Source organism: Chitinophaga sp. XS-30, from assembly GCF_008086345.1.
Classification (GTDB): domain Bacteria; phylum Bacteroidota; class Bacteroidia; order Chitinophagales; family Chitinophagaceae; genus Chitinophaga.
Genome location: NZ_CP043006.1, coordinates 2,050,367 through 2,072,395, shown reverse-complemented (window position 1 = coordinate 2,072,395; position 22,029 = coordinate 2,050,367). Strand labels below are relative to the sequence as shown.

23 protein-coding genes and 1 tRNA gene are annotated in these 22,029 nt (G+C 51.7%); 10 read left to right on the top strand and 14 right to left on the bottom strand.

The window, feature by feature from the left end; genetic code table 11:
- Window positions 1–122 precede the first annotated feature (122 nt).
- On the top strand, window positions 123–992 hold the full coding sequence (locus tag FW415_RS08565; protein WP_148383845.1) for an SDR family oxidoreductase: 870 nt from the start codon (window positions 123–125) through the stop codon (window positions 990–992).
- A 137-nt stretch (window positions 993–1,129) separates the two neighbouring features.
- Here the strand turns inward: FW415_RS08565 and FW415_RS08560 are convergent, their stop codons facing one another.
- The 4 genes from FW415_RS08560 to FW415_RS08545 all read right to left on the bottom strand — a co-directional run bounded on the left by FW415_RS08560 (window position 1,130) and on the right by FW415_RS08545 (window position 3,574).
- The gene (locus FW415_RS08560; protein WP_148383844.1) at window positions 1,130–1,756 is read right to left on the bottom strand and encodes a hypothetical protein; all 627 of its coding nucleotides are present in this window, start codon (window positions 1,754–1,756) and stop codon (window positions 1,130–1,132) included.
- Window positions 1,757–1,819: 63 nt separating this feature from the next.
- On the bottom strand, window positions 1,820–2,446 hold the full coding sequence (locus FW415_RS08555; RefSeq protein ID WP_148383843.1) for a hypothetical protein: 627 nt from the start codon (window positions 2,444–2,446) through the stop codon (window positions 1,820–1,822).
- An 85-nt stretch (window positions 2,447–2,531) separates the two neighbouring features.
- Window positions 2,532–3,113, bottom strand: a complete 582-nt coding sequence (locus FW415_RS08550; protein ID WP_148383842.1) for a Crp/Fnr family transcriptional regulator — start codon at window positions 3,111–3,113, stop codon at window positions 2,532–2,534.
- A gap of 387 nt (window positions 3,114–3,500) precedes the next feature.
- A tRNA-Asp gene (locus tag FW415_RS08545) sits at window positions 3,501–3,574 on the bottom strand.
- A gap of 147 nt (window positions 3,575–3,721) precedes the next feature.
- Here FW415_RS08545 and FW415_RS08540 point away from each other — a divergent pair.
- Window positions 3,722–4,237, top strand: coding sequence for a hypothetical protein (locus FW415_RS08540; protein ID WP_148383841.1), 516 nt, complete (start codon window positions 3,722–3,724; stop codon window positions 4,235–4,237).
- A gap of 166 nt (window positions 4,238–4,403) precedes the next feature.
- On the top strand, window positions 4,404–5,633 hold the full coding sequence (locus tag FW415_RS08535) for a PepSY domain-containing protein (RefSeq protein ID WP_148383840.1): 1,230 nt from the start codon (window positions 4,404–4,406) through the stop codon (window positions 5,631–5,633).
- A gap of 6 nt (window positions 5,634–5,639) precedes the next feature.
- Here FW415_RS08535 and FW415_RS08530 read toward each other — a convergent pair whose 3' ends face one another.
- Both FW415_RS08530 and FW415_RS08525 read right to left on the bottom strand, forming a co-directional pair.
- Window positions 5,640–6,893: a DUF2264 domain-containing protein gene (locus tag FW415_RS08530; protein ID WP_210420847.1), complete on the bottom strand. Its 1,254-nt coding sequence runs from the start codon at window positions 6,891–6,893 to the stop codon at window positions 5,640–5,642.
- Window positions 6,894–6,935: 42 nt separating this feature from the next.
- Window positions 6,936–8,135, bottom strand: coding sequence for a glycoside hydrolase family 88 protein (locus FW415_RS08525; protein WP_246858978.1), 1,200 nt, complete (start codon window positions 8,133–8,135; stop codon window positions 6,936–6,938).
- Window positions 8,136–8,236: 101 nt separating this feature from the next.
- On the opposite strand from FW415_RS08525, the gene FW415_RS08520 reads away from it, so the two are divergent.
- Both FW415_RS08520 and FW415_RS08515 read left to right on the top strand, forming a co-directional pair.
- A complete protein-coding gene (locus FW415_RS08520) occupies window positions 8,237–8,716 on the top strand; it encodes a thermonuclease family protein (protein WP_148383839.1) in 480 nt (159 codons plus the stop codon).
- Between the two features lies 1 nt (window position 8,717).
- The gene (locus FW415_RS08515; RefSeq protein WP_148383838.1) at window positions 8,718–9,191 is read left to right on the top strand and encodes an acyl-CoA thioesterase; all 474 of its coding nucleotides are present in this window, start codon (window positions 8,718–8,720) and stop codon (window positions 9,189–9,191) included.
- A gap of 72 nt (window positions 9,192–9,263) precedes the next feature.
- Here the strand turns inward: FW415_RS08515 and FW415_RS08510 are convergent, their stop codons facing one another.
- The gene (locus FW415_RS08510) at window positions 9,264–9,833 is read right to left on the bottom strand and encodes a YceI family protein (protein WP_148383837.1); all 570 of its coding nucleotides are present in this window, start codon (window positions 9,831–9,833) and stop codon (window positions 9,264–9,266) included.
- Window positions 9,834–9,964: 131 nt separating this feature from the next.
- Between FW415_RS08510 and FW415_RS08505 the strand changes: the two genes are divergently transcribed.
- Window positions 9,965–10,372 carry a helix-turn-helix domain-containing protein gene (locus tag FW415_RS08505; RefSeq protein ID WP_148383836.1) on the top strand — a complete coding sequence of 136 codons (408 nt, stop codon included), beginning with the start codon at window positions 9,965–9,967 and terminating at the stop codon, window positions 10,370–10,372.
- 1 nt (window position 10,373) lies between these two features.
- Window positions 10,374–11,114: a sulfite exporter TauE/SafE family protein gene (locus tag FW415_RS08500; protein ID WP_148383835.1), complete on the top strand. Its 741-nt coding sequence runs from the start codon at window positions 10,374–10,376 to the stop codon at window positions 11,112–11,114.
- A gap of 18 nt (window positions 11,115–11,132) precedes the next feature.
- Here the strand turns inward: FW415_RS08500 and moaA are convergent, their stop codons facing one another.
- Both moaA and FW415_RS08490 read right to left on the bottom strand, forming a co-directional pair.
- On the bottom strand, window positions 11,133–12,098 hold the full coding sequence (gene moaA, locus FW415_RS08495) for a GTP 3',8-cyclase MoaA (RefSeq protein ID WP_148383834.1): 966 nt from the start codon (window positions 12,096–12,098) through the stop codon (window positions 11,133–11,135).
- Window positions 12,099–12,139: 41 nt separating this feature from the next.
- Window positions 12,140–12,511, bottom strand: coding sequence for a hypothetical protein (locus FW415_RS08490; RefSeq protein ID WP_148383833.1), 372 nt, complete (start codon window positions 12,509–12,511; stop codon window positions 12,140–12,142).
- Between the two features lie 69 nt (window positions 12,512–12,580).
- Between FW415_RS08490 and moaD the strand changes: the two genes are divergently transcribed.
- Both moaD and FW415_RS08480 read left to right on the top strand, forming a co-directional pair.
- On the top strand, window positions 12,581–12,814 hold the full coding sequence (gene moaD / locus FW415_RS08485; RefSeq protein ID WP_148383832.1) for a molybdopterin converting factor subunit 1: 234 nt from the start codon (window positions 12,581–12,583) through the stop codon (window positions 12,812–12,814).
- An 8-nt stretch (window positions 12,815–12,822) separates the two neighbouring features.
- The gene (locus FW415_RS08480; protein ID WP_148383831.1) at window positions 12,823–13,239 is read left to right on the top strand and encodes a molybdenum cofactor biosynthesis protein MoaE; all 417 of its coding nucleotides are present in this window, start codon (window positions 12,823–12,825) and stop codon (window positions 13,237–13,239) included.
- A 2-nt stretch (window positions 13,240–13,241) separates the two neighbouring features.
- Here the strand turns inward: FW415_RS08480 and FW415_RS08475 are convergent, their stop codons facing one another.
- Window positions 13,242–13,826: an NTP transferase domain-containing protein gene (locus FW415_RS08475; protein WP_148383830.1), complete on the bottom strand. Its 585-nt coding sequence runs from the start codon at window positions 13,824–13,826 to the stop codon at window positions 13,242–13,244.
- Entirely contained in the window at window positions 13,813–14,298 is a 486-nt protein-coding gene (moaC, locus tag FW415_RS08470) for a cyclic pyranopterin monophosphate synthase MoaC (protein ID WP_148383829.1), read from the bottom strand. The genes FW415_RS08475 and moaC overlap by 14 nt, the downstream gene beginning before the upstream one ends.
- Window positions 14,299–14,333: 35 nt before the next feature.
- Between moaC and FW415_RS08465 the strand changes: the two genes are divergently transcribed.
- Window positions 14,334–15,542 (top strand): molybdopterin molybdotransferase MoeA, encoded by a 1,209-nt coding sequence (locus FW415_RS08465; RefSeq protein WP_148383828.1) that lies wholly within the window; start codon window positions 14,334–14,336, stop codon window positions 15,540–15,542.
- Between the two features lie 6 nt (window positions 15,543–15,548).
- On the opposite strand, the gene FW415_RS08460 is transcribed toward FW415_RS08465, so the two are convergent.
- The 3 genes from FW415_RS08460 to FW415_RS08450 all read right to left on the bottom strand — a co-directional run bounded on the left by FW415_RS08460 (window position 15,549) and on the right by FW415_RS08450 (window position 22,026).
- The gene (locus FW415_RS08460) at window positions 15,549–16,994 is read right to left on the bottom strand and encodes a rubredoxin (RefSeq protein WP_148383827.1); all 1,446 of its coding nucleotides are present in this window, start codon (window positions 16,992–16,994) and stop codon (window positions 15,549–15,551) included.
- Window positions 16,995–17,193: 199 nt separating this feature from the next.
- Window positions 17,194–20,703: a nitrate reductase gene (locus FW415_RS08455; RefSeq protein ID WP_148383826.1), complete on the bottom strand. Its 3,510-nt coding sequence runs from the start codon at window positions 20,701–20,703 to the stop codon at window positions 17,194–17,196.
- Window positions 20,704–20,724: 21 nt separating this feature from the next.
- Entirely contained in the window at window positions 20,725–22,026 is a 1,302-nt protein-coding gene (locus FW415_RS08450) for an MFS transporter (RefSeq protein WP_148383825.1), read from the bottom strand.
- Between the last annotated feature and the right edge of the window lie 3 nt (window positions 22,027–22,029).

Sequence of the window (22,029 nt, the reverse complement as noted above, 5' to 3'; positions counted from 1 at the left end):
TACTTGCATATTGAAAGTAATTACCTAATTTTACACTTGCAATTTGAAAGCATAAATTTCATCTTTCACTTGCAAATCAAAAGCAAAAATAATCATTTCAAGATGAAAAAAGACATTACACTATGGCAAAAATATTAGTAACAGGGGTTACAGGTGTAGTTGGGAAAGGCACTGTTGAACATTTGTTAAAAAAAGGAGTTCCTGCAAGCCAAATTATCGGACTTTCCCGGAAAAAAGAAGAGATAGAAGACCTGGCTGCCAAAGGTATTGAAGTTCGTTTTGGTGACTACTTTGACTATGATTCGTTACTGCGTGCGTTTGAAGGTGTTGACAAAGTAATGCTTACAAGTACGATCGCTTTCACAGACCGGTCTACCCAACATTATAATGCGGTTACCGCGGCCCGCCAGGCTGGTGTTAAGCATGTGGTGTATATGTCAATTATGCGCAAAGAAGGCTCGGGACGTATTATGCCTGGAATTACGGAATCCGACCTTTTTACTGAACAGGTACTCAAATCTTCCGGGCTTGATTATACCATTTTATACCACCCACCTTTTACAGACCTTTTATCGGCCTACTACGGTCCCGATCCTTATGAAAACGGAATAAAAGTTCCTGCAAACAATGGAAAAATGGCGCCAGCAACAAGAGATGAACTGGCGGAAGCTCACGCTGAAATACTTTCTGCGCCGGGACACGAAAATAAAACCTATTCATTAGGCGGCAGCGATGCTGTTTCGTTTGCTGACATTGCAAAAATTCTTGCGGAAATAAAAGGCCGGCCTGTCCCTTTTACCACCATTGCAGCAGAAGAATATATTGATATGAAAGTTACCCAAGGATTCCCCCGTAATTTTGCCGAATTTATAACGAATTGGGTAGTGGCAATTGAAGAAGGCGAGTTCGCCTATCAATCGGGCGATATGGAGCGGCTATTAGGTAGAAAGACAAAAACTTTCAGAGAATACATAGCATCAACTTTGGCTTAGTATGCTGCCGGATTACTTTTGCCTTTACCGATGAGGTTGAGCGAATCCGCTATCTTCATCCAGGGTATAAAATGCTGCATAGGCTTTCCAACCTGCTGCTCATTTTGGGGTGTTTTTTTGTGTTCATAAATTATCAACTAAAAATTAAACCCAAAATGAAATCCCGGTTCTCCGAAAACAAATTTCGACCATCTATCGTCTAACTGTTTAAACCCATCAGGCATTTTTGTGTGATAAGGACGGTGCGTAATGGCTATTGATGGTTGAATAAAAAATCTGTCCTTAAAAAGTTTGATGTGATAACCAACGCGGTAAGTATTGAAAAGCTGAAATCCATTGTCATTTTTTTTGCCGTCAGCATTCACAAAAGTTTGCCAGGTAGGCATTACATTAAGTTCGGCATATAAACCTTTCCACAAAAATCGTTGGTAAGCCACTGATAAGCCATACTCACGAATATACCCTGGAAATTCTTCTTCCGGCTTTCCGTATGATTTGTTAAAAAATGGGTGAATACCATTCGGCCAGGCATATTTCCACGTTTTTGGTTCTAATGTAATTACATCTTTTCCTGTAATACGATAGCCCAAATTGAGTTGAACGAAGTCGGGACTGTTTGTAGAAGCCAAATTACCCAATAAAAATATAGTGCTGCCAACGAACCACCGTTTGTAAGTACTGTCTTGTTTGGCATATTGTGCGTTTACCTGTAAACTGCTGGCCATCATTAAGGTCAAAGCGAACAATAAAATTCTCTTTTGCATATCTATTTTATATAAAACTTGCCAATCGGTGTTGTGAAGATGTTTAAACTGTCCGTAAAACAGCTAAAAATTAAACCCGAAATGAAGCCCGGGTTCAAAACCAAAGTATTCAGGCCATTTACTTTCCTTTTCTTCAAAAGATTGTGGTGTATTAGTTTTTACAGGCCAATGAGTCAAACCAATAGATGGTTCTATAAAGAAGCGGTTTTTAAACAGTTTAACCTGGTAGCCCAAACGGTAGGTCATAAATAATGTGAATCCATTTGCAATCTTTTCATTACCCTCATCATAATATCTTTGAAAAGCATTCATTGCATGAATGCCTGTATATAATCCTTTCCACCAAAAACGATTGTATGCTAATCCAATTACATTTTGGCGTACATGTCCGGGATAGTTTTCTCCCGGCGCATCAAATGATTTTCCCCAGGGGATACCTAATGGGTAAGCAAACCTGGATCTCTTTAATTCCAGGAAAACAACATCTCCAGGTGTGATCCTATATCCAACATTTAATTGTATAAAATGAGGTGGATTCCGGTCATTAGGAATAAAATTTCCTAACATCAGGAACGTACTCCCGACAAAATACTTTTTATAAGTACTGTCTTGTTTGGCATATTGCGCGTTCACCTGTAAACAGCTCGCCATCATTAGGGTCAAAGCGAATAATAAAATCTTCTTTTGCACATCAATACTATTAGTTGTTGAATGATAATGCAAAGGTAGATTGGCAGGATGCTATAACCCGTTCACTTAAGTTAAGAAATGGACCCTATCCCTTGTTTTTCTCTACAATCCTTGCTCTTAACCTGCTTAAAGACTGGGGTTTGATACCTAAATAGCTCGCTAATTGATGCTGTGGCACACGCTGAATAAGGTCTGGTCTTTTTTGCATTAAGTTCAGGTATCGTTGTTCAGGGGAAGAAGTTTTAAACTCGTCAAAGTCTATTCGTTGTTTAGCTAAAAGTTCTTCGGCCAATATTCTGCATATGATTTCAAACTTCGGAAATTTACTGTTTACTTCTACTTCCATATCAGAATTTGAAACGGTAAGTATGCTGTCTTCTATACAACTTATATAATATTCGGACGGGGTTTTGCTTATTACACAAGGAGGGGTCAAAGCTTCCATTTCTGTATAGAAAGCCGTAGTTTTTTCTTCACTATCTAAAATATAATATGTCCGAATACAGCCTTTTAACACAAAGTAGCTATCCTTCGATTTTTGTCCTTTTTTGAGTAAGATCGTCCCTTTCTTAACAGAGCGGAATATGTCTAATGAAAGTATTGCGTTCTTCTCATCATCTGTCAGAGAAACGTATTTTGCTATAAAATCAAATAGTATGTCTTGCATTGTTTTTATATGTTGTTACTGTCGTCCGTTACACTTGCCACCAACTCAAAAATAGGGGCAATTCTACAATTTTAAAAAAACGAGTGCGCGCCCTTTTTTGTCCAATTTTGATTTTCCGGGAGGAAAAGCAATGATAGCTTGTCGTTGATTTTCATAACTCACAGGGTTTAATTTTTCAAACCTTCCAAACAGCCTCCAGCAGCGAGGGTACCTAATTTACGACGCCAAAATAGGTACCCGAATTGGTACCTTTTCAACTTGCGTTTCGTTGGTGTGATTTGATATGAAAACTTCAGGGAGGCGAATTAAAAAAGCCTGCAAATTCAACATTTACAGGCTTTTTCGTTTAAAAGAGATCAAAATTACTGTCTCTCTTTCGATCTTCTGCGGACCGGACGGGACTCGAACCCGCGACCTCCGCCGTGACAGGGCGGCATTCTAACCGACTGAACTACCGATCCTTCCCGATTTGGGATTGCAAAGATAAGGACAAATAAATCATACATACAAATCTTTTTCACAGTTTTTTTGCCCGAAACCATCCCCCCAGGCCCAATATTTGAACAAAACAGCCATCAGAACGTTGAAATAAAACAAAATCTTCCCGCATGAAGCTATTCCTCCTCGCCACCGGATACACCATCATCTGTTTATCCGCATGCAATACCGCAACAACCAGCAACTCAAAAGATTCCAATATCGTAGATGCCGCAAAACAAATGATCCCTGTTGCCCCGCCCCCCGGAAACCCCAATATCAACGACCAGCTCAACGCACAGGATACCCTGTTCGAAGACGGCTCCATCCCCTCCTCCTGGTACAACGCGGGCTTCGACGATCCGGCGGATTTCAAGCTCTTCCTGCTCAGCTTTAAAGACTGGGTGAAAAATGATAACATCGACAGCATCACCGCGCACGTCAGCTTCCCCCTGAAAACATCGAAAACACCGGAGGCCTTCAGAAAAGCTTACCCGGAAATATTCAACGCGGAAATGAAGACCCTGGTGGATACCCTGCGGCTGGACAGGATATTCCGCAACTACCAGGGCGCCATGCTGGGAAACGGGGAAATCTGGTTCAGCGTCATCAAAGGGGAATACAAGATCATCGCCATCAACAAATAACGCCTCCCTCGCCACGGATACCAACACGGCATTTTCAAGACAATCCCGTGACCAAACTGCCTGATACTCAAAAAGTTTCCCGATCGCGCAAATCAATTTCCCGATTGCGCATACACAATTCCCGCCCGCACCCGATTTTTGCCCCAAAATCCAACGAACCGGCAGCATGGCGACAAAGAAACGTGGCAAATCCGTATTCCGCAGCATCAACGATTGGCTCCACCTCTGGCTGGGGCTTACCTCAGGCATCATCGTAGTGATCGTCAGTGTTACGGGCTGCATCTACGCTTTCCAGCATGAGCTGTCCGACCTCACACAACCCTACCAGCACGTCAAAGCCGAAGCCAAACCTTACCTGCTGCCTTCGGAGCTGAAAGCCATTGCGGCAAAGGAAGCTTTCGGCCCGCAGGGGGATACCGGCACCAACCGGATCACCGGCGTGAGCTACCGCACTGCGGAACGTTCCGCCATCGCCGCCTTCATGGATAAAGAGAACGGCTATACCACCATCTACCTCAATCCCTACAACGGCGATGTGCTCAAAACCAAAATACTGAAGCGAGATTTCTTCCGCATCATCCTGGAAGGGCATTTCAACCTCTGGCTGCCCCGCAAGATCGGTCAGCCGGTTGTTGCCACAGGCATACTGATATTCGTCATACTGCTGATCACCGGCCTCATCATGTGGTGGCCGAAAAAATGGAACAAGGCCAACCGCAAGAAAAGCTTTTCCATCAAATGGAGCGCGGGCAAAAAACGCGTCAATTACGACCTGCATAATGTACTGGGCTTCTATTCCTTGGCGCTGGCACTGGTATTGGGGCTGACAGGACTGGTATGGGGCTTCCAGTGGTTCTCCAAATCCTACTACTGGGCGCTGACCGGGGGAAAGACCCTGCCCAAATTCGAAAAGCCGGTATCCGATACTACGCTCACGCGCCCGGCCCTCCAGCTCACCCCGGAAGACCGCCTGTATGCTTCCATCCGCAAAGAACACCCCGTGATCACCGGCTCCATCCAGTTCCAGTTCGCTTATCTTCCCAAAGACCCTTACACCGTGATCTACAACCCTGATCCGGGCACCTACTACCGCAGGCAGTTCCGGTATTTCGATCAGAGCACCCTGCAGGAAATGAAAGGCGGCGGGTTATACGGCAGAACGTTTGAACAGGCTTCCACCGGGGAGAAAGTGTACCGCATGAACTACGACATCCATGTGGGCGCCATCGCCGGCCTGCCCGGGAAAATACTGGCCTTCTTCGTCAGTCTGATCTGCGCCAGCCTCCCCATTACCGGCTTTTACGTCTGGTGGGGCAGAAAGAAAAAGAAATCGCTTAAAAAACCGGAACTGAAACCGCAGAAAAAGATCGCAGCGCGGGTGGCGGCATCCTTTTAACCGCCGCTACTCCCTTATCGCATGGTCCCGCACAATATCCCCTCCGCTCCAGGCCCGCTTCATGGACCAGTCCGCATACGGGGCGGACCAGAACGGATCGGTAGCGGGCAGTCCCAATGGCAGCAAAGCCAGTGAGGCCAGGTACATGCTTCCGCTGTTGGAATAGCTGTCCGCCACCTCCGGCTGATGCCCCACAACACCCAGGCTCAGGAAGCCTTCGCGGGAGAACGTACCTTTGAATTCGAACTGCCTTTTCATCACTGCCGTTAACGCACAACGCACCTGCGCGGGCGTGATCTCCGCAGGCAGCTCCCTGTTCAGCGCCAGTTGCGCCAGCGGCTGGAATGCGCCGGCCCTGTAGGTGCTGGACCTCCCCACAATGGGATAGGTGCCCTCGGGGGAGATCTGCCGCTCCAGGATAGCGCCGTAGCGCTGCATGCGTTTCAGGGCGATAGCATATTGCTGTTGTTTGGCAGTATCTTTTGCAGCCAAAACCTTCAGCACATCCAGGTACATGGGCTGGATCACGTAACCGTTATAATAGTCGTAATGGAATGCGGGGCCATCGCCGTACATGCCGTCGCCTTTATACCAGGAATCCGTTTTGGCTATGGCGTCATCAATACGGTCCATCAGGTGATCTTCTCCGATGCTGTACAGAAATGTTTCCACCATGGCCACGAACAATACCCAGTTATTGGAGAAGGTTTTCATGCGGCGCATGGATTTCAGCTCGGTCACAAAACGCTCCTTCGTCTGGCTGTCCAGCGGCTCCCAGATCGCCTGCGGCGCACGCAGGAAACCATGCACCAGAAAAGCCGCATCCACCAGCGGTTGCCCGCCGGTGCGCCAGAGCAGGTAATCCGGACTGGCGGGATCTACACTATGCCGCAGGCTTTGCAGCAGCTGTTCGCGCAATTCCTTCCGCATGGCGCCCTCTTTTGTGGCATCATCAGGCAAAGCCAGCCAGGGCGTTATGCCTGCCGTGAGCCTGCCTAATGCCTCCAGGTAAGCCACATTATTATCGCGGTTATCCCAGCTGGGGGAATACTCCACCGGGAAGTTCTTCTTCAGCTCACCTTTGCTCATATTTTTCAGTATGGGCGATGCCATCCTGTACATCAGGGATACCCAATAGGCCCGGTCACCCGCCGGCGGCGGAGGGGTTGTTATGGTTCCCGCAGCAAGCGGAACGCCCGGCAGTGACGCCAGGGCACCCATCATGGATGACCATTTCAGGAAATTTCTTCTTTTCATCATGGAAAAATTTATAAGTCCTGGCTCTTCATCGCATTCACCGGATCAGAGATACCACTTCTTATATCGCAGCAGCCCTTCCAGGAAATAGTAATCCGCATACGTCAGCGGCACGTCCACTTCAGAGTTCTGCAGGAAAAAACCTACGCTGTGCTTCAGCAGGAAACCGCCGTTCTCCCCAAGGTTGGCGCGGTAAGCGGGGGAAGCGAGGGACCGCAGCATCAGTGCGCCTGCATGCACATACCGGGCCTTGTCTTTTTTGTCCACATACTGCCCCAGTTCCAGCAAAGCGGAAGCCATAATGGCGCCGGCGGAGGCATCACGGGGAGTATTGGGAATCTGCGGGGCATTGTAATCCCAGTAAGGGATCAGGTCTGCCGGCATATTGGGATGGCTGAGCAGGAAATCCGCAACATTCTTCGCATGCTGCAGGTAGGTTTGATCTTTTGTAAAACGGTACATCATGGTGAAGCCGTACAGTCCCCATGCCTGTCCGCGGCTCCAGGCGGAGGTATCATGCGCACCCTGACCGTTGATCTTTTTAATGACCTCCCCGGTGGACAGGTCGTAGTCCACAATATGGAAAGTGCTGTGATCGGGACGATAATGGTTCTTCAGCGTTGTGTTGGCATGCGTTACCGCAATGTCCCGGAACTGCTGGCTGCCGCCGTTCTCCGCCGCCCACAGCAATTGCTCCAGGTTCATCATATTGTCGATGATCACGGGGCATTTGCGGTCTTTATTCCCGTTCCATGACTGGATGGATTGGATCGCCGGACGGTAGCGGGTGATCTGGTACACTGCCGCCGTGTCCACCACATCCTTGTATTGCTTGTTCCCCGTAATGCGGTATGCATTCCCGAAGCTGCAAAAGATCATGAAACCGATATCGTGATTGCCGGTGTACCGTTTTTCCTTTTCAAGGATGGCGAGGCGGCGCTCTGCTTCTGCCTTGATCTGCTCATCACCGGTGTATTCATAAATGTACCAGAGCGAACCGGGATAGAAACCGCTGCACCACCATTCCGTGTCCGACGTGATGGATTTGCCGTTATTGAAGCTGCGCGGCATCCGGTCCGCCGGCGTGTTCTGCTGCAACACTTTGTATTGCGATGCGGCGAATTGCATGTTTTCCGCGATCATTTTCTTCATCGCTTTTTTGGAAGGCTTCTGGGCGGAGACGATCATCGGCGCGACCAGGGAAAAGAGAGCGAGGGCGTAAAGTTTTCGTAATGTGGAAGTCATGTTGAATTGATTTAAAACGTCATCCTTGCAAACGTTTGCATAACACGATAAAAATAGTGAATATTTTAAGGAAAGCAACACTTATTCCATATACTTGCAGCATGAGAATGCTATTGACAGCCCTGTGCTGCCTCGTTATACCCATTGCGGTTGCGGCACAGACCTATGCCGGCAAGGTGACTGCGGTAAAGGACGGCGATACGATCGAAATGCTGGTAAAAGGCAAAAAGCTGCGCATCCGTTTATTCGGCATCGATTCCCCGGAAAAGGGGCAGCCGCATGCCACAAAGGCAAAGGAATTCACCGCGGAGCTATGTTTCGGGAAAACGGTGAAAGCGGTGCAGCAAAGCAGGGATCAATACGGCAGGATCGTGGCGGAAGTTTTTCTGCCGGACGGCATTTCCCTGAATACGGCCATTGTGAGCGGAGGATATGCCTGGCATTACCGGCAATTCAGCAAAAATCCTTTGCTGGCGGAAGCGGAAATGCAGGCCCGGAAAGAAAAACGCGGATTATGGAAAGATGCCCATCCCGTAGCGCCCTGGGATTGGCGCAAACACAAGAGAAAAAAAGCTTCCTGATATGAGCACACCCCGGCATACGGTTACCCTGCGCTTCCTGGCGGAGCCTTCGGATGTAAACTTCGGCGGAAAGGTACATGGCGGCGCGGTAATGAAATGGATCGACCAGGCAGGGTTTACCTGCGCGGCCAACTGGAGCGGACAATACTGCGTGACGGTGTATGTCGGTGGCATCCGCTTCTACAAGCCCATTTCCATTGGCGACCTGGTGGAGATCGATGCGGCCATCATCTACACCGGCAATACCAGCATGCATATTTCCATCCATGTACATGCCGGCAATCCCCGGCAGACAGAAAAAGTGAAAACCACCCACTGCATCATGGTGTTCGCCGCGATAGATGAACAGGGGCAAACCGTACCGGTGCCCAAATGGAACCCGGTTACCGAACAGGAGATCAATATGGAAAAATACGCCCATCGGCTGATGGACCTGCGGAAAGATATTGAAGATGAAATGAAGGCTTATTTGTAGGCCTTGAAATGGACAAAAAAACGGGGCTGCGCCTGCGCACAACCCCGTTAGCTGGAATATCACTATAAACGACTACTCTTTTCCGAATTCACCATCGGCAATGATCGCTACTTCCTCGCTCAGCATGGCAGCGGGGAATTTGGTACCGATACCGAAATCACTGCGTTTGATGGTGCCTGTAGCACGGAAACCGGCAGTGGGCTTCTTGCTCATGGGGTTCTCCGTAGTACCGCGGTACCAGAGGTCCAGCGTTACGGGCTTGGTCACACCATGCAGGGTCAGATCGCCATTCACCTTGTACTTGCCATCGCTCACTTTCGTCACGGAAGTGCTCTTGAAAGCAAGGGTAGCATGATTGGCTACGTCAAAGAAATCGGCACTTCTCAGATGGTCATCCCGTTGACCAATTCCGGTATTGATGGACGCAGCCTGAGCGGTCAGCTCAAATTTGGCATCGCTGAAATCCGGTTTGGCGGCTGTTACGGAAGCTTCGAAATCAGTAAATGCGCCGGATACTGTGGAAAGACCCAGGTGCGTAATATCGAATTTCAATTGGGAGTGTGCTTTGTCCGACTTCCAGGTCTGGGCAAAGGTGCTGATGGATGCAGCCAGAATGAGCACTAAAAAGGTGATCTTTTTCATAATATGCTGTTTGTTTAATTAAAGGAATGCAAACTTATGTACATTTGCTTACGTATGGTTAGCAGTTACCTAAAGGTAAGCACTTACTTCCAGGTTAGTTAACAAGCGGTTATTTATATAAAGATACGGGAATGTTACAATTACAGACAATTTCAGCAGAATGGGAAGCCTGTTCCGCGCTCAGCGCCGTACAGGATGCATTATACGTACTGAACGGCAAATGGAAGCTGCCGATCATCGTGGCCCTCAGCAGCGGCAACAAACGCTTTAATGAACTGCAAAAAACGGTCAAAGGCATTGCCGCCAAAGTGCTTTCGCACGAACTGAAAGAACTGGAGCTGAACGGCTTTCTCATCCGCAAGGTACATAACGGCACACCGGTAATGGTGGAATATGAACTGACGGATTACAGCAATACGCTGGGAGATGTGGTGCGGTCGCTGCGGGACTGGGGAGTGATGCACCGCGAGAAGATCCGCAGCCAGCTGAAACAGAAAGATCCCCGGCCGCAGCCGGAAATACTGAAAAAGATCAGCTGATATGGTGCCCGAACTCTGCCTGATCTTTTTTGCCATCGCCCTGATATACTCTTCCGCCGGATTTGGCGGCGGCTCCAGCTACCTGGCCCTGATGGCCCTCTGGGGCATCGGCTTTCAGCTGATGAAATCCACCGCCCTGCTCTGCAATATTGTGGTGGTGACCGGCGGCGTGTATCATTTTTACCGCAACGGGCATCTGCCCCTGAAAAAGGCCCTGCTGCTCAGTCTTGTCAGCGTGCCATTGGCCTTCGCCGGCAGTTATCTTCCCCTGAAACAATCCGCTTTTTTCCTGGTGCTGGGCATTTCGCTGACGGTTGCCGCGGCACTGATGTGCTACCGCTTGTTCGCGCAGAAAAGTTATACGGTGAAAGCGCAGCGCATCCGCTCCTATGCCCTGATCGGCGGGGGTATCGGTTTCCTCTCCGGGATGACGGGGATCGGGGGCGGTATTTACCTCGCGCCGGTGTTGCGCCTCGGGCAGTATGAAAGCCCCAAGAACATCGCGGGATTGAGCAGTTTCTTCATTCTTGTCAATTCCATTGCGGGTTTATCCGGACAAGCCGCTAAAGGTGCCATGGTGTTTCAATGGGAGTTTACTTTGCCTTTGCTGGTGGCGGTGATCGCAGGTGGACAGGTGGGAGCGAGACTGAGCGCAGGCTGGCTGAAACCCCGATGGGTAGAGGCGGCTACGGCTTTCCTGATCCTGTATGCGGGGGTGAGGATGTTGTCTTCCATTCATTGATGACAGCCGGGTGATGCGCTATCCTCCTATTACCGACATGCTTTCCGCAGGCGCCTGCCTGTCGGCCGCGGCGGCAAAACCATCCGCAAACCGCTGATACAGCGCGGCCTGCAAGTGCTGCAGCAGTTCTTCGTCCGTTACATTTTGCCGCATCAGGTCCCGCACATTCATCACATCCTTTCCATACAAACATGTTTTAAGATTGCCGGTGGGCGTAACGCGGATGCGGTTGCAGCTGCCGCAGAACGTTCTGCTGTAAGCGGGGATCACCCCGATGCTGCCGGCATGACCGGGTATGCTGTAGTTCAGCGAGGTGCTGTTGGGTGCATCGGTCAGCTTTTCCAGCGGATATGCCACGCGAATGGTATCGAGAATACGTTTATAGTGCCAGTTGATCCCGGAAAAACCTTTCCCCTGCCCGTTGAATGGCATCTCTTCAATAAAGCGGACAGACAGCGGATGATCGCGTGTCAGCGCCGCAAAATCCGTCAGTTCATCCGTATTCACCCCATCCATGACCACCATGTTGAGCTTGACCGGTATATCATGCTCCAGGAGACGGTGTAAGGTCTGTTGCACGGCACTGAACTGATCGCGCCGGGTGATGCGGAAAAATTTAGGCGCCTGCAGGGTATCCAGACTAAGGTTCACCTGCTGAATGCCCAGCGCTTTCAGCTGCGGGATGTAAGGAGCGGTAAGCACGCCATTGGTGGTGATGGACACGCCGGATATCTTCACCAGTTCTTCCAGCAGATACAGCAGGTCCTTCCGCAGGAAAGGCTCTCCGCCGGTGATGCGCACCTTGCTCACCCCCGCGCCCGTCAGCACCCGCATGAAGCGCAGTATTTCTTCGTAAGACAGCAGCGCTTCCCGTTCCAGGAACTGCATCTTCTCCGGCATGCAATAAGTGCAGCGGAGATTGCAGCGGTCGGTCACGGCCAGTCTTACGTAGTTGATGACACGGTGATGATTATCGATGAGCATCCTGTTTGTTTTTGTGAAAGCGGTTGTTTTACCGCGGCGTGCTAACAGGCCTTCCCGGCATCCGGATTCTCGAAAGCGGCACTGTCGTCCTCCTCCCGCACGGTCAGGCATTTAAAATCCTTTTCTATCAGCAGTTTCAGTACAGAATCGTCAGGATTGGCGATATCAAAACTGAAACCGGTCTCATCTGAATCTGTCCATTTTTCCACCAGCGGAGCAGGTACGGAAAGATGAACGCCGCTGCCTTCCAGCTTGATGGCGGGGATCACGATGTTGCGGGAACGGATGCAGAAATGCAGGTTATGCGCACCGATCCAGGTATGCTCTTCCACCTTGTCTGTCTCCTTCAGTTTTTCGATATCGTTCTTGTCGAGCCGGTAGCGGATGCTGTTGCCCCTGATCCTTATCTTCATACTGGTATTTTTAAGAAAGCCTCCCGGCTAATTTACTAAATTATCAGCGCTTAATTGTAACTTTAACACATGAGAGTAACGCTATTCGGCATCATGAAAGATATAGCAGCAGCGCGGACCCTGACGGTAGACACGGCGCTTCCCGACGTGGGGGCGCTGAAGCAGTGGCTCACATCAAAATATCCCGCCATGCAACAGCTCCGCTCGGTGATGATCGCAGTGAACAAAGCCTATGCAGCGGACGATACAGCGCTTTCCCCCGGCGACGAGATTGCCGTCATCCCTCCTTTAAGCGGCGGTTAATTTTTTTTATGGAACAATTGATCAGGATCGGAAATACGGTGACCGCACAGGAAGCCATTGATTTTGTACAATCGCCGGAAAGTGGCGGTGTAGTGACTTTCATTGGCCTGGTACGCAATCATACCCAACAGAAAAAAGTGCTGAAGCTGGTCTTCGAATGTTACGAAGCCATGGCGGTACTGGAATTGGAAAAGATCGCGCAAACGGCAAAAGAGCGTTGGCATGTGCAGCGCATCGCCATCCTGCATGTGACCGGTGAAAAACTGCCCGGCGAAACGGTAGTGGTGATCGCTGTTGCAGCCCCTCACCGCGGAGCGGCCTTCGAGGCCTGCCAGTACGCAATAGATACTTTAAAAGAGACCGTACCCATCTGGAAGCAGGAGTTTTTTGAAGACGGAGCAGTATGGGTGGCGGCGCATCCGTAGCTTCACTCCCCTATCCTCCCCATCGCATCCCGCATTTCCTCCGGCGTATTGGCATTGAACTGCTCCGTGTTATACGGGTTCTCCAGTACGAACACATCGCTTTTCAGCATCGTTTTACGTGGACAATTCTTTCCATCAAGGTATTCGCGTTCCAGCGCGGCCAGTCCCGCCGGTTCCCATATGGCGATCAGCGGTTCCGGATGCCCGTTGAACGGGCTGATGAATGCTGTGGCCGCTTTTTCAGGATGACGGGAGCCGATGAGCAGTTCCACGCTTTGCCTGCTGATAAGCGGAAGATCGCAGGCCAGCACCAGCCAGGATGTTTCCGGTTGTGCATGATAGGCGCTTAGCAGGCCGGTGGAGGGACCGGCGCTTTGGAGACTGTCCGTGATGCGTTTGTCGCAGCCCGGGAATTCCTGCTCCGGGCGGCAGGAAAGATACACCTCGGGCAAGAATTCCTGCAGGAGATCGTGCAGGTATTGCCACTGGGGTTTGCCGTGATAGGCAATATGGCTTTTATCCTGCTGCATACGGGTACTGCGCCCGCCGCAAAGCACCAATCCTTTCAGCTGTTTATCCGATATCATGTTTCCCTCCGCTTTTACTGATGAGCTTCGTCTGCCTGATCACCATCTCCTGTGAAAAGGCCTTGCACATATCATACACGGTCAATGCCGCGATGCTGGCGCCGGTCAGCGCTTCCATCTCCACACCTGTTTTCCCGGTTGTGCGCACCGTGCAGCGGATCACCGCTTCATCCTGCTCCAGTTGGATATCCACTTTACAATTATCAAGCAACAATGTATGACACAAGGGGATCAGCTCCGGCGTGCGCTTTGCCGCCATGATCCCGGCAATGACCGCCGTCTGGAAAACAGCGCCTTTCTTCGTCACCAGCTCCTGCCCGGAAAACTGCCGCAGGATCACTTCGGGCAGATACACCCGGCTTTCCGCCACCGCTTCCCGCACCGTTTCCGCCTTCCCTCCCACATCCACCATCTGCGGCTTTCCGCCTGCATCCAGATGGGTGAAACCGGAAGCATTTGAATCATTGCCCATAATTGAATAAATTTAGTACAACAAAAATAGTTAAAATGATGATGCCTGTTCAGGATGCTTTTGCTGCCGTCATGGCTGCCGTGCGGGATACCGGAACGGAATCCGTTCCGCTGGAAGCCGCTACCGGCAGAACATTGCGGGAAATGGTGCTGGCAGACAGGCCCTTCCCGCCTTTCGACCGGGTAACGATGGATGGCATCGCCATTTATTACGACAGCTATGACAGGGGCCAGCGGATCTTCGGGCTGGAAGATGTGCAGGCAGCGGGTATGCCGCGGATGCAGCTGGCCAACCTGGCTGATTGCATGGAAGTAATGACCGGCGCTGTGCTGCCTGACCTTACCGACACCGTCATCCCCTATGAACACCTGGAGATCACCGAGCATGAGGGTTTTAAAAGGTTCACCATCGTAAAGGATGCCGTAAAAGGGCAAAACATCCATCCCAAAGGCGCCGATGCTTCCGCTGGAAAAATATTGCTGCAACCGGGCATCCGCATCGGCGCGGCAGAAATTGGCGTATTGGCCACCGTGGGCAAAAGCGAAGTGCTGGTGAGCAAACATCCCCGGACGGTGATCCTCTCCACCGGCAATGAGCTGGTGCCGGTGGATACCGTGCCGGCCGAGCATCAGCTGCGCATGTCCAACCTCCACAGTCTGCATGCTTCACTGCTGCAAACAGGTATCTCCGCTGAGAAAACGCATCTGCAGGATGACCGGCAGCACCTCGAACAATATATCCGGAGCATCCTTCCGCAAACGGACCTGCTCATTTGCAGCGGCGCCGTTTCCGCCGGAAAATTCGACTATCTGCCGGCCGCGCTGAAAGCCTGCGGCATGAAGGAAATATTCCACAAAGTAGCGCAGCGCCCCGGCAAACCACTGCTGTTCGGCGCTTTCCCGAAAGGGCCGGTAGTATTCGCCCTGCCGGGCAACCCGGTTTCCGGTTTCATGTGCTTTTACCGGTACGTGCTGCCCTGGCTGAAAGCCTGCATGCAGGAGCAACCGGGGAAACAACTATTTGCCGCGCTGGAAGAGGATGTGGTATTCGATAAACCGATGGATTATTTTTTGCCGGTACAGCTGACGCCCATGCCCGATGGAAAGTACACCGCAAAGCCCGTCCCGTACAACGGTTCGGGGGATCTCGCCAGCCTGCTGACTGCCGATGCCTTCATGGAACTGCCTGCCGCGCAGCAGGAATTTGGCAAGGGAAGCCTCTTCCCGGTATGGCCATTCCGCTAACTACATTTACTGGTGGATCAACGCTGACATATCCACTTCCCTGAAATCCTTCACCGGCGCATCACAGATATAACAGGCATAAGTATCCGGTAAAGCGGTGAATGGGGTACCCGGCGCTACATCCTGCCCGGGATCTCCGGCCGTTTCATCATATACCGTAAAACAATCCGGGCACTGATGCACTATTTTTACCGGCGCGGCCGTCACGAGCGATTGTTGCTCCGTGACGTAATGCTGCAGCACATTCAGCGCGCTGCCCTTCTCATAAAAATCCTTGCAAAGCGATACGATATACGGACCGAGATGTTCCTTGGAAACGCCCTCCCGGTACAATGCCAGCGCATTATTATTTGGATTGAAATCCGCGGAATACAGTATATCGAAACGCTGCATATACTTCAGCTTGCTGCCGTATTTATTCTCCTGCCTGCGGATCACGATGGCGCCGAAATGACTATTGGCCGCGTGCAGCTTGATGCTGAAGCACAACCCGTAGGTCCGCACATCCGCCGTATCGAAATGACGGATGATATGCCTTTTGATGATGAGGCTGTCCTCACAGTTATCCGGCACCTGCCAGTTCAGTTCATTCGCCGCATGCCGCACATTGATATTGTATTTTCCCAGCACATAATCCCATAACCGCCGGTGGTCCGGGCGGATATTCTTGATGATGACGGATTTCCAGGACGTGGCATGCAGCTGCCCCGTGCCCGTTTCCAGGCAAATGGAGCAGACATCCTTGAGGAACGGAACCGAAAACTCCTCATCACGCCGGTAGATGCCGAGCCAGTAACTGTTGTTGTATTTATTGAACCCTTCGTAGTAAGGAAGATGGAAAACCGGCGGCTCCAGTTCCCGGTCTTTCGGCCTGCTGATATACGATGTGCTTCCGGTGATCTGCGGATAAACATTATCTTCCTTTATCAGTGATTCCAGTTGCCTGCTCACCGCCGCAATGCTGTTCGTATAGATCAGTTCCGGCCAGCAAACCGCCGTAGCTGTACCGGGCCGGCGGATGTACAGATACCAGTAGTGCGTATGGGAAGAAGCGATCCAGTTGATGTGCCCGGTAAAAAAAGGCACGAAGGTCTGCTGGCTGTCGCAGATATTGATCTTCAGCGAAGGCGTGTAATCGAAGAGATCGAAAATATCCTTGTAAATGCCCTCGCTCAGCCAGGAATCGTTGATAAAGATCCCTGCGGCAGCATAGGAACTGGTGATATTGGGAAAAGCGCCGTCCAGGTGAAAAGCAATCCCTTTTGCCTTGCAGGCCGCGGCAAACTGATCGAAATATTTGTACAGTACTTCGATAAACAGCTGCTGCCGCAGGCCGAACCGCACCTGCGTCACCTGCGCCGCCGATGCTATATCCAGTACTTCACGCAGATAACCGGGAGAGATGATGCCCCCGGTAAAATTGATGCTGACGATGTGTGATTGTTTTGCCATGTTATATCCATTGCCCGGCAGCGGTCATGCCTTTGTTAAACAAATGCCGGCGAGGTGATTATTTTATATCCATTCCACGGCCAGCGGGTATGCTCTTGTTAAACAAGGGCCGGCGAAGTGACTATTTTATATCCACTACACGGCCAGCGGGTATGCTCTTGTTAAACAAATGCCGGCGACGTGTGATTGTGCCACCCTGTTATAGCAACTGTCCAGCCAATGCCGGTTTCACTTTCGGCTTGCTTTTGTCCAGCAGCAACTTCACTTCCGGCCTGCAGCTGCCGCAACCAAGCCCCGCGCCGGAGGCGCGGCATAAACTGTCAAACTCCGTATGCCCTTCCTTTATCTTCTCGCAAATATTCCCTTCCCCCACATTCCCGCAGGAACAAACCAGCTTGCCCAGCACCGGTGCTCCTTTTTTGCCGGAACGGAGCAACTCCAGCCGCTTGTCTGACAGCTCCGTACGTTGTTCGATAAGATCCTTGAACTCCAAAAACTCGGATTTATCACCGATAAGTATTGCGCCGACAAGGCGGTCCTGATGAATGATACATTTCTTGTAAAACCGCCGTGCTTTATCGATGAACACCACTTCCTCAAAATCCGGGTCCGCCGGAGTTTCCACCATACCCAGCGAACAAAGGTCCATCCCCTGCATCTTCAGGATGTTCATGAACAGCGAGCCTTCATAATAACCGGAGATCTCACCGTTCAGGTATCTTGCCACGATGCCCGCCTGCTGCTCTGCCGCCGCGGTAATGCCGTACAGCACCCCATTGAAAGATGCGATCTCTCCAATGGCATATATGGAAGGATCACTGGTCTGCAAATATTCATTGACCACTACACCACGATTGCAATTCAGCTGGCAGGCCTGCGCCAGTTCAATGTTCGGGATCGTACCGATGGACATCACCACCGCCTGGCAGTCCAGCTGGCGGCCGCTTTTCAGGCGTACGCCCTCCACTTGCCGGAAGCCGGTGAACTGTTCTATTTCATCATCATACAATATTTCTATATCGCGGTCTTTCAGTTCTTCATGCAACAGCTGCGCACCGAGCAGGTCCAGCTGCCTGTCCATCAGTCGTGATGTACGCTGCACCACGCTCACGCTGATATTGATCTCCCGCAGCGAAGCCGCCAGTTCGATTCCCAGCAAACCGCCGCCTGCGATCACGATCCTCCCTTTGGCCGGGTCCACATGCTTCACAAAGGCATCCGCATCCCGGCGGCTGCGCATGGTAAAAATGCCTTCCAGCGGCGGCACATCTTTCAGCACCGCGGGGCGGCTGCCGGTGGCGAGGATAAGTATATCGTATGCATGGGTGTTACCGCGACTGTCCCGCACGGTCTTCTGTTGCCGGTCGATAAACTCCACGCTCACCCCGCGGTGCAGGCTGATATTGAGGGCGCTTTCTTCGGCGTCGGACATCTTTACCAGCTGCGCCCATTGCTGCGCACCGCTGATATAATCCGGCAGCATCACCCGGTTATAGAACGGTTGATCCTCCTTGCTGAATACAATGATCTCATCCTGGTCATTCAGCGCGCGGGCTGCTTTCACAAAGCCATAGGCACCCGCACCGGCACCGATGATGATGATGCGCTGGGCAGGTTTCTCGTAACGGGATACCTGCACCGCCGCATATTTCAGGTCCGGCTGTTTGGAGATGGGATCTACCAGGTTATTGGTGAGATTGTTGGCGCGGCCAAGATCGCTGTTCAATATCTTGCCCCAGTGCATCGGCAGGAACACCACGCCTTTTTTGATAGTGGTGCAAAGCTGCGCTTTCACCCTTACCGTCCCTCGTCCGTTGAATATCTCCACCATATCGTTATGGCGGATGCCGCGGGCGCGGGCATCTTCGGGATGTATCTCCAGGAAAGGGGAAGCGATGTGCTGTTTCAGTTTGCTCACCTTTCCCGTCTTGCTCATGGTATGCCACTGATCGCGGATGCGGCCGGTGGTGAGTATCAGCGGGAAGTTCCCATCGATCGGTTCAGAGCTGTTCGCATCATCGAAGGAATGGATCGCCGCTTTGCCGGAAGCCGTATAGAACCGGTGATCCGCAAACAGGCGGGGAGTGCCTTTTCCGGCTTTGTAAGGCCATTGCACGCTGCGTTTTTCCTGCAGCTGATCGTAGTCAAGACCGCTGATATCGATATTGGTGCCGGCAGTGAGCCGGCAATGTTCTGCGTATATTTCCGACGGCTGCGTGTAGTCGAAACCGTGATATCCCATTTTCTTTGCGAACCGGCAGATGATCTCCGCATCCGGCAAAGCTTCCCCGGGCGCGTCGTTGATCTTTTTCAGGTAGCTGATGCGGCGTTCCGCATTCGTCATGGTGCCTTCCTTTTCGGTCCAGGCCGCAGCGGGCAGCACCACATCCGCATACTGCAATGTTTCCGGTTTATCCGATATCTCCTGCACCACCACGAACTTCGCCTGCTGCAAGGCCGCTTCCATGAAACGTACATCCGGCAGGCTGACGAGCGGGTTGGAGCACATGATCCAGATCGCTTTCAGGCGGCCGTCATGCATGGCGGAGAACATTTCCGTAGCCGTCAGTCCCGGTTTTTCCGAAAGCGGGCCACCGCCCCAGAAGGCTTCCACTTCTTTGCGGTGTTCCGGGTTATCCAGCACCCGGTGCGCCGGCAGCAGGTTGGACAGGCCGCCTACCTCCCGGCCGCCCATGGCATTGGGCTGGCCTGTCAACGAAAAAGGCCCGCATCCGGGTTTGCCGATCCGGCCCGTGATCAGGTGAAGATTGATAAGGCTGAGGTTCTTCCGGACACCCACCACACTCTGGTTCAGCCCCATCGTCCACATCGTCATCAACCCGGCAGCATTCCCGATAAGCGCCGCCGCTTCGTATAGCTGGTTTTCCGGAATACCGCAGATGATGGCCGCTTCGGCAATGCTGCGTTCCATCACCATTTCCCGGTATTTCGCAAATCCTTCGGTATGCTGGCGGATAAAGGCGGCATCGGTCTTTCCCTGTTCTATCAGCAGGCGGCCGATCGCATGATGCAGCACAATGTCCGTACCGGGATGTACCTGCAGGTGCAGGTCCGCCAGCGCACAGCTTTGGGTGACCCGCGGATCGCTGACGATGATCTTCAGATCAGGATTGGCTGCTTTGGCCGCTTCCACCCTTCTCCACAGGATGGGATGGCACCAGGCGGGATTGGCGCCGGCCACGAAGATGCAATCCGCCTGCTCAATATCATCGTAGGTTCCCGGCACGGCATCTTCACCGAGGGACATTTTATATGCCGCCACCGCGCTGCTCATGCAAAGCCGGGAATTGGTATCGATATTATTGCTGCCAATGAAACCCTTGATCAGCTTGTTGACCACATAGTATTCTTCTGTAAGGCACTGCCCGGAGGCGTAAAATGCAACGGCATCGGGACCGTGCTGCGCAATGATCCTGCTGAAGACCGCCGCGGTGCGTTCCAGCGCCTGGTCCCAGGAAACCCTTTGCCGCGGCATGTTGCGACTATAACGCATCTCCGGGTACAACAGCCTGTCCGAAGTATCTGTCACCGTATAATGCAGGTTCATGCCTTTCGAACAAAGCATGCCCCTGTTCACCGAATGATCTTTGTCCCCTTCCACCGTCAACCTGCCCTGGCGGTCTTTGTGTACCACAATTCCACAGCCTACCCCGCAGTAGCAACATGTTGTTTTGAATGATGACGGCATATCCCTGTTTTAAATGATTCCTTAATCTGCCAGTACCGGCTGTGCTTTGGCGTTTGCCGGCACTTCCGCATGCTGTTTGCCGAACCTGGTGAGCATAACAATGCAACCCGTAGCGATCACGGCGTAACCGATATAGGTGAAAGCCTGTTCGTAGCTGATATTTTCCGACTTGAATAAAAACCCGAACATCATGCCGCCAAGGTTGCCTCCGGCGCCCACGATGCCGCTGACCAGCCCTACATTCTGCTGGTTCACGAAAGGCACGATACCATAGGTAGCGCCATTCGCCATTTTGAGGAAGAGCGCAAAACCGAGCATCGCAAAAATAGCGAGGCCCAGTGAGCCGGAATGCGCGAACAACAGCAGGCCCGCACCTTCCGCCAGCAACATCAGCGCCAGCAATGTACCTTTGCCTTTCATCCCCTGTTTTAGGCCTACACGGTCGGACACAAAACCGCCCAATGCCCGTGCAAAGAGATTCATCAACCCGAAGATACCGGCCCAGAACCCGGCGCTGGCCTGCGAAAGCCCGAATGTATCCACAAAGTGCAACGATGCCACATTATCAAAAGTGATCTCCATCCCGAAGCACATGGCGTAGGCAAGCGTCAGCGCCCAGATGCGCCAGTCCGTGAGCACAGACCAATCCGTTTTCCCTTTTTTCACCGTATGGCCAATCTCATCGTAGTTGCCGGCCGGCGTATCTTTTGTATATCGATAATAAAGGAACGCCACGCCCAGCATCATCAAACCGGGAACGATCATGGCATAACGCCAGGCTTCCGCTTTGGTGTAGCCAAAACCCACAATGGCCGCGAAGATCAGCGGCATCACCATATTGGTCACGCCACCGCCGAGGTTGCCCCATCCACCTGTAACCGCATTGGCCGTGCCTTTGATCTTTGGCGCGAACATGATGCCGGTATGAAATTGGGTGACCACGAATGAAGCGCCGATAGTGCCGATGGCCAGCCGGAATATCAGGAAGGAGGTATAGTCATTCGCCAGCCCCACCAGGAAAACCGGGATGGAACCGAAAAGCAGCAGCCGTACCGCAGTTTTCCGCGGCCCCCAGGTATCGCACAGCCTCCCGATGATCAGCCTTGCGATGATCGTACCGGATACCGAAGCGATGATGATGTTGCCCACCTGTGATTTGGACAGGCCAAGGTCTTCCCGGATGGTAGGCATCAGCGGCGCCAGGCCAAACCATCCGAAGAAACAAACGAAGAACATGAGCCAGGTAATGTGGAAGGTGCGCATCTGGATGCCGCTCAGACTAAAGATGTTTAATTTTTCAAGTGGTTTATTATTGATCTGCATAAG

What these genes read in the sequence shown, in the direction of transcription:
- FW415_RS08565 (WP_148383845.1), top strand. Translation starts at nt 123, where the DNA reads ATGGCAAAAATATTAGTAACAGGGGTTACAGGTGTAGTTGGGAAAGGC.
- FW415_RS08560 (WP_148383844.1), bottom strand. Translation starts at nt 1,756, where the DNA reads ATGCAAAAGAGAATTTTATTGTTCGCTTTGACCTTAATGATGGCCAGC.
- FW415_RS08550 (WP_148383842.1), bottom strand. Translation starts at nt 3,113, where the DNA reads ATGCAAGACATACTATTTGATTTTATAGCAAAATACGTTTCTCTGACA.
- FW415_RS08540 (WP_148383841.1), top strand. Translation starts at nt 3,722, where the DNA reads ATGAAGCTATTCCTCCTCGCCACCGGATACACCATCATCTGTTTATCC.
- FW415_RS08535 (WP_148383840.1), top strand. Translation starts at nt 4,404, where the DNA reads ATGGCGACAAAGAAACGTGGCAAATCCGTATTCCGCAGCATCAACGAT.
- FW415_RS08530 (WP_210420847.1), bottom strand. Translation starts at nt 6,893, where the DNA reads ATGATGAAAAGAAGAAATTTCCTGAAATGGTCATCCATGATGGGTGCC.
- FW415_RS08525 (WP_246858978.1), bottom strand. Translation starts at nt 8,135, where the DNA reads ATGACTTCCACATTACGAAAACTTTACGCCCTCGCTCTCTTTTCCCTG.
- FW415_RS08520 (WP_148383839.1), top strand. Translation starts at nt 8,237, where the DNA reads ATGAGAATGCTATTGACAGCCCTGTGCTGCCTCGTTATACCCATTGCG.
- FW415_RS08515 (WP_148383838.1), top strand. Translation starts at nt 8,718, where the DNA reads ATGAGCACACCCCGGCATACGGTTACCCTGCGCTTCCTGGCGGAGCCT.
- FW415_RS08510 (WP_148383837.1), bottom strand. Translation starts at nt 9,833, where the DNA reads ATGAAAAAGATCACCTTTTTAGTGCTCATTCTGGCTGCATCCATCAGC.
- FW415_RS08505 (WP_148383836.1), top strand. Translation starts at nt 9,965, where the DNA reads ATGTTACAATTACAGACAATTTCAGCAGAATGGGAAGCCTGTTCCGCG.
- FW415_RS08500 (WP_148383835.1), top strand. Translation starts at nt 10,374, where the DNA reads ATGGTGCCCGAACTCTGCCTGATCTTTTTTGCCATCGCCCTGATATAC.
- moaA (WP_148383834.1), bottom strand. Translation starts at nt 12,098, where the DNA reads ATGCTCATCGATAATCATCACCGTGTCATCAACTACGTAAGACTGGCC.
- FW415_RS08490 (WP_148383833.1), bottom strand. Translation starts at nt 12,511, where the DNA reads ATGAAGATAAGGATCAGGGGCAACAGCATCCGCTACCGGCTCGACAAG.
- moaD (WP_148383832.1), top strand. Translation starts at nt 12,581, where the DNA reads ATGAGAGTAACGCTATTCGGCATCATGAAAGATATAGCAGCAGCGCGG.
- FW415_RS08480 (WP_148383831.1), top strand. Translation starts at nt 12,823, where the DNA reads ATGGAACAATTGATCAGGATCGGAAATACGGTGACCGCACAGGAAGCC.
- FW415_RS08475 (WP_148383830.1), bottom strand. Translation starts at nt 13,826, where the DNA reads ATGATATCGGATAAACAGCTGAAAGGATTGGTGCTTTGCGGCGGGCGC.
- moaC (WP_148383829.1), bottom strand. Translation starts at nt 14,298, where the DNA reads ATGGGCAATGATTCAAATGCTTCCGGTTTCACCCATCTGGATGCAGGC.
- FW415_RS08465 (WP_148383828.1), top strand. Translation starts at nt 14,334, where the DNA reads ATGATGATGCCTGTTCAGGATGCTTTTGCTGCCGTCATGGCTGCCGTG.
- FW415_RS08460 (WP_148383827.1), bottom strand. Translation starts at nt 16,994, where the DNA reads ATGGCAAAACAATCACACATCGTCAGCATCAATTTTACCGGGGGCATC.
- FW415_RS08455 (WP_148383826.1), bottom strand. Translation starts at nt 20,703, where the DNA reads ATGCCGTCATCATTCAAAACAACATGTTGCTACTGCGGGGTAGGCTGT.
- FW415_RS08450 (WP_148383825.1), bottom strand. Translation starts at nt 22,026, where the DNA reads ATGCAGATCAATAATAAACCACTTGAAAAATTAAACATCTTTAGTCTG.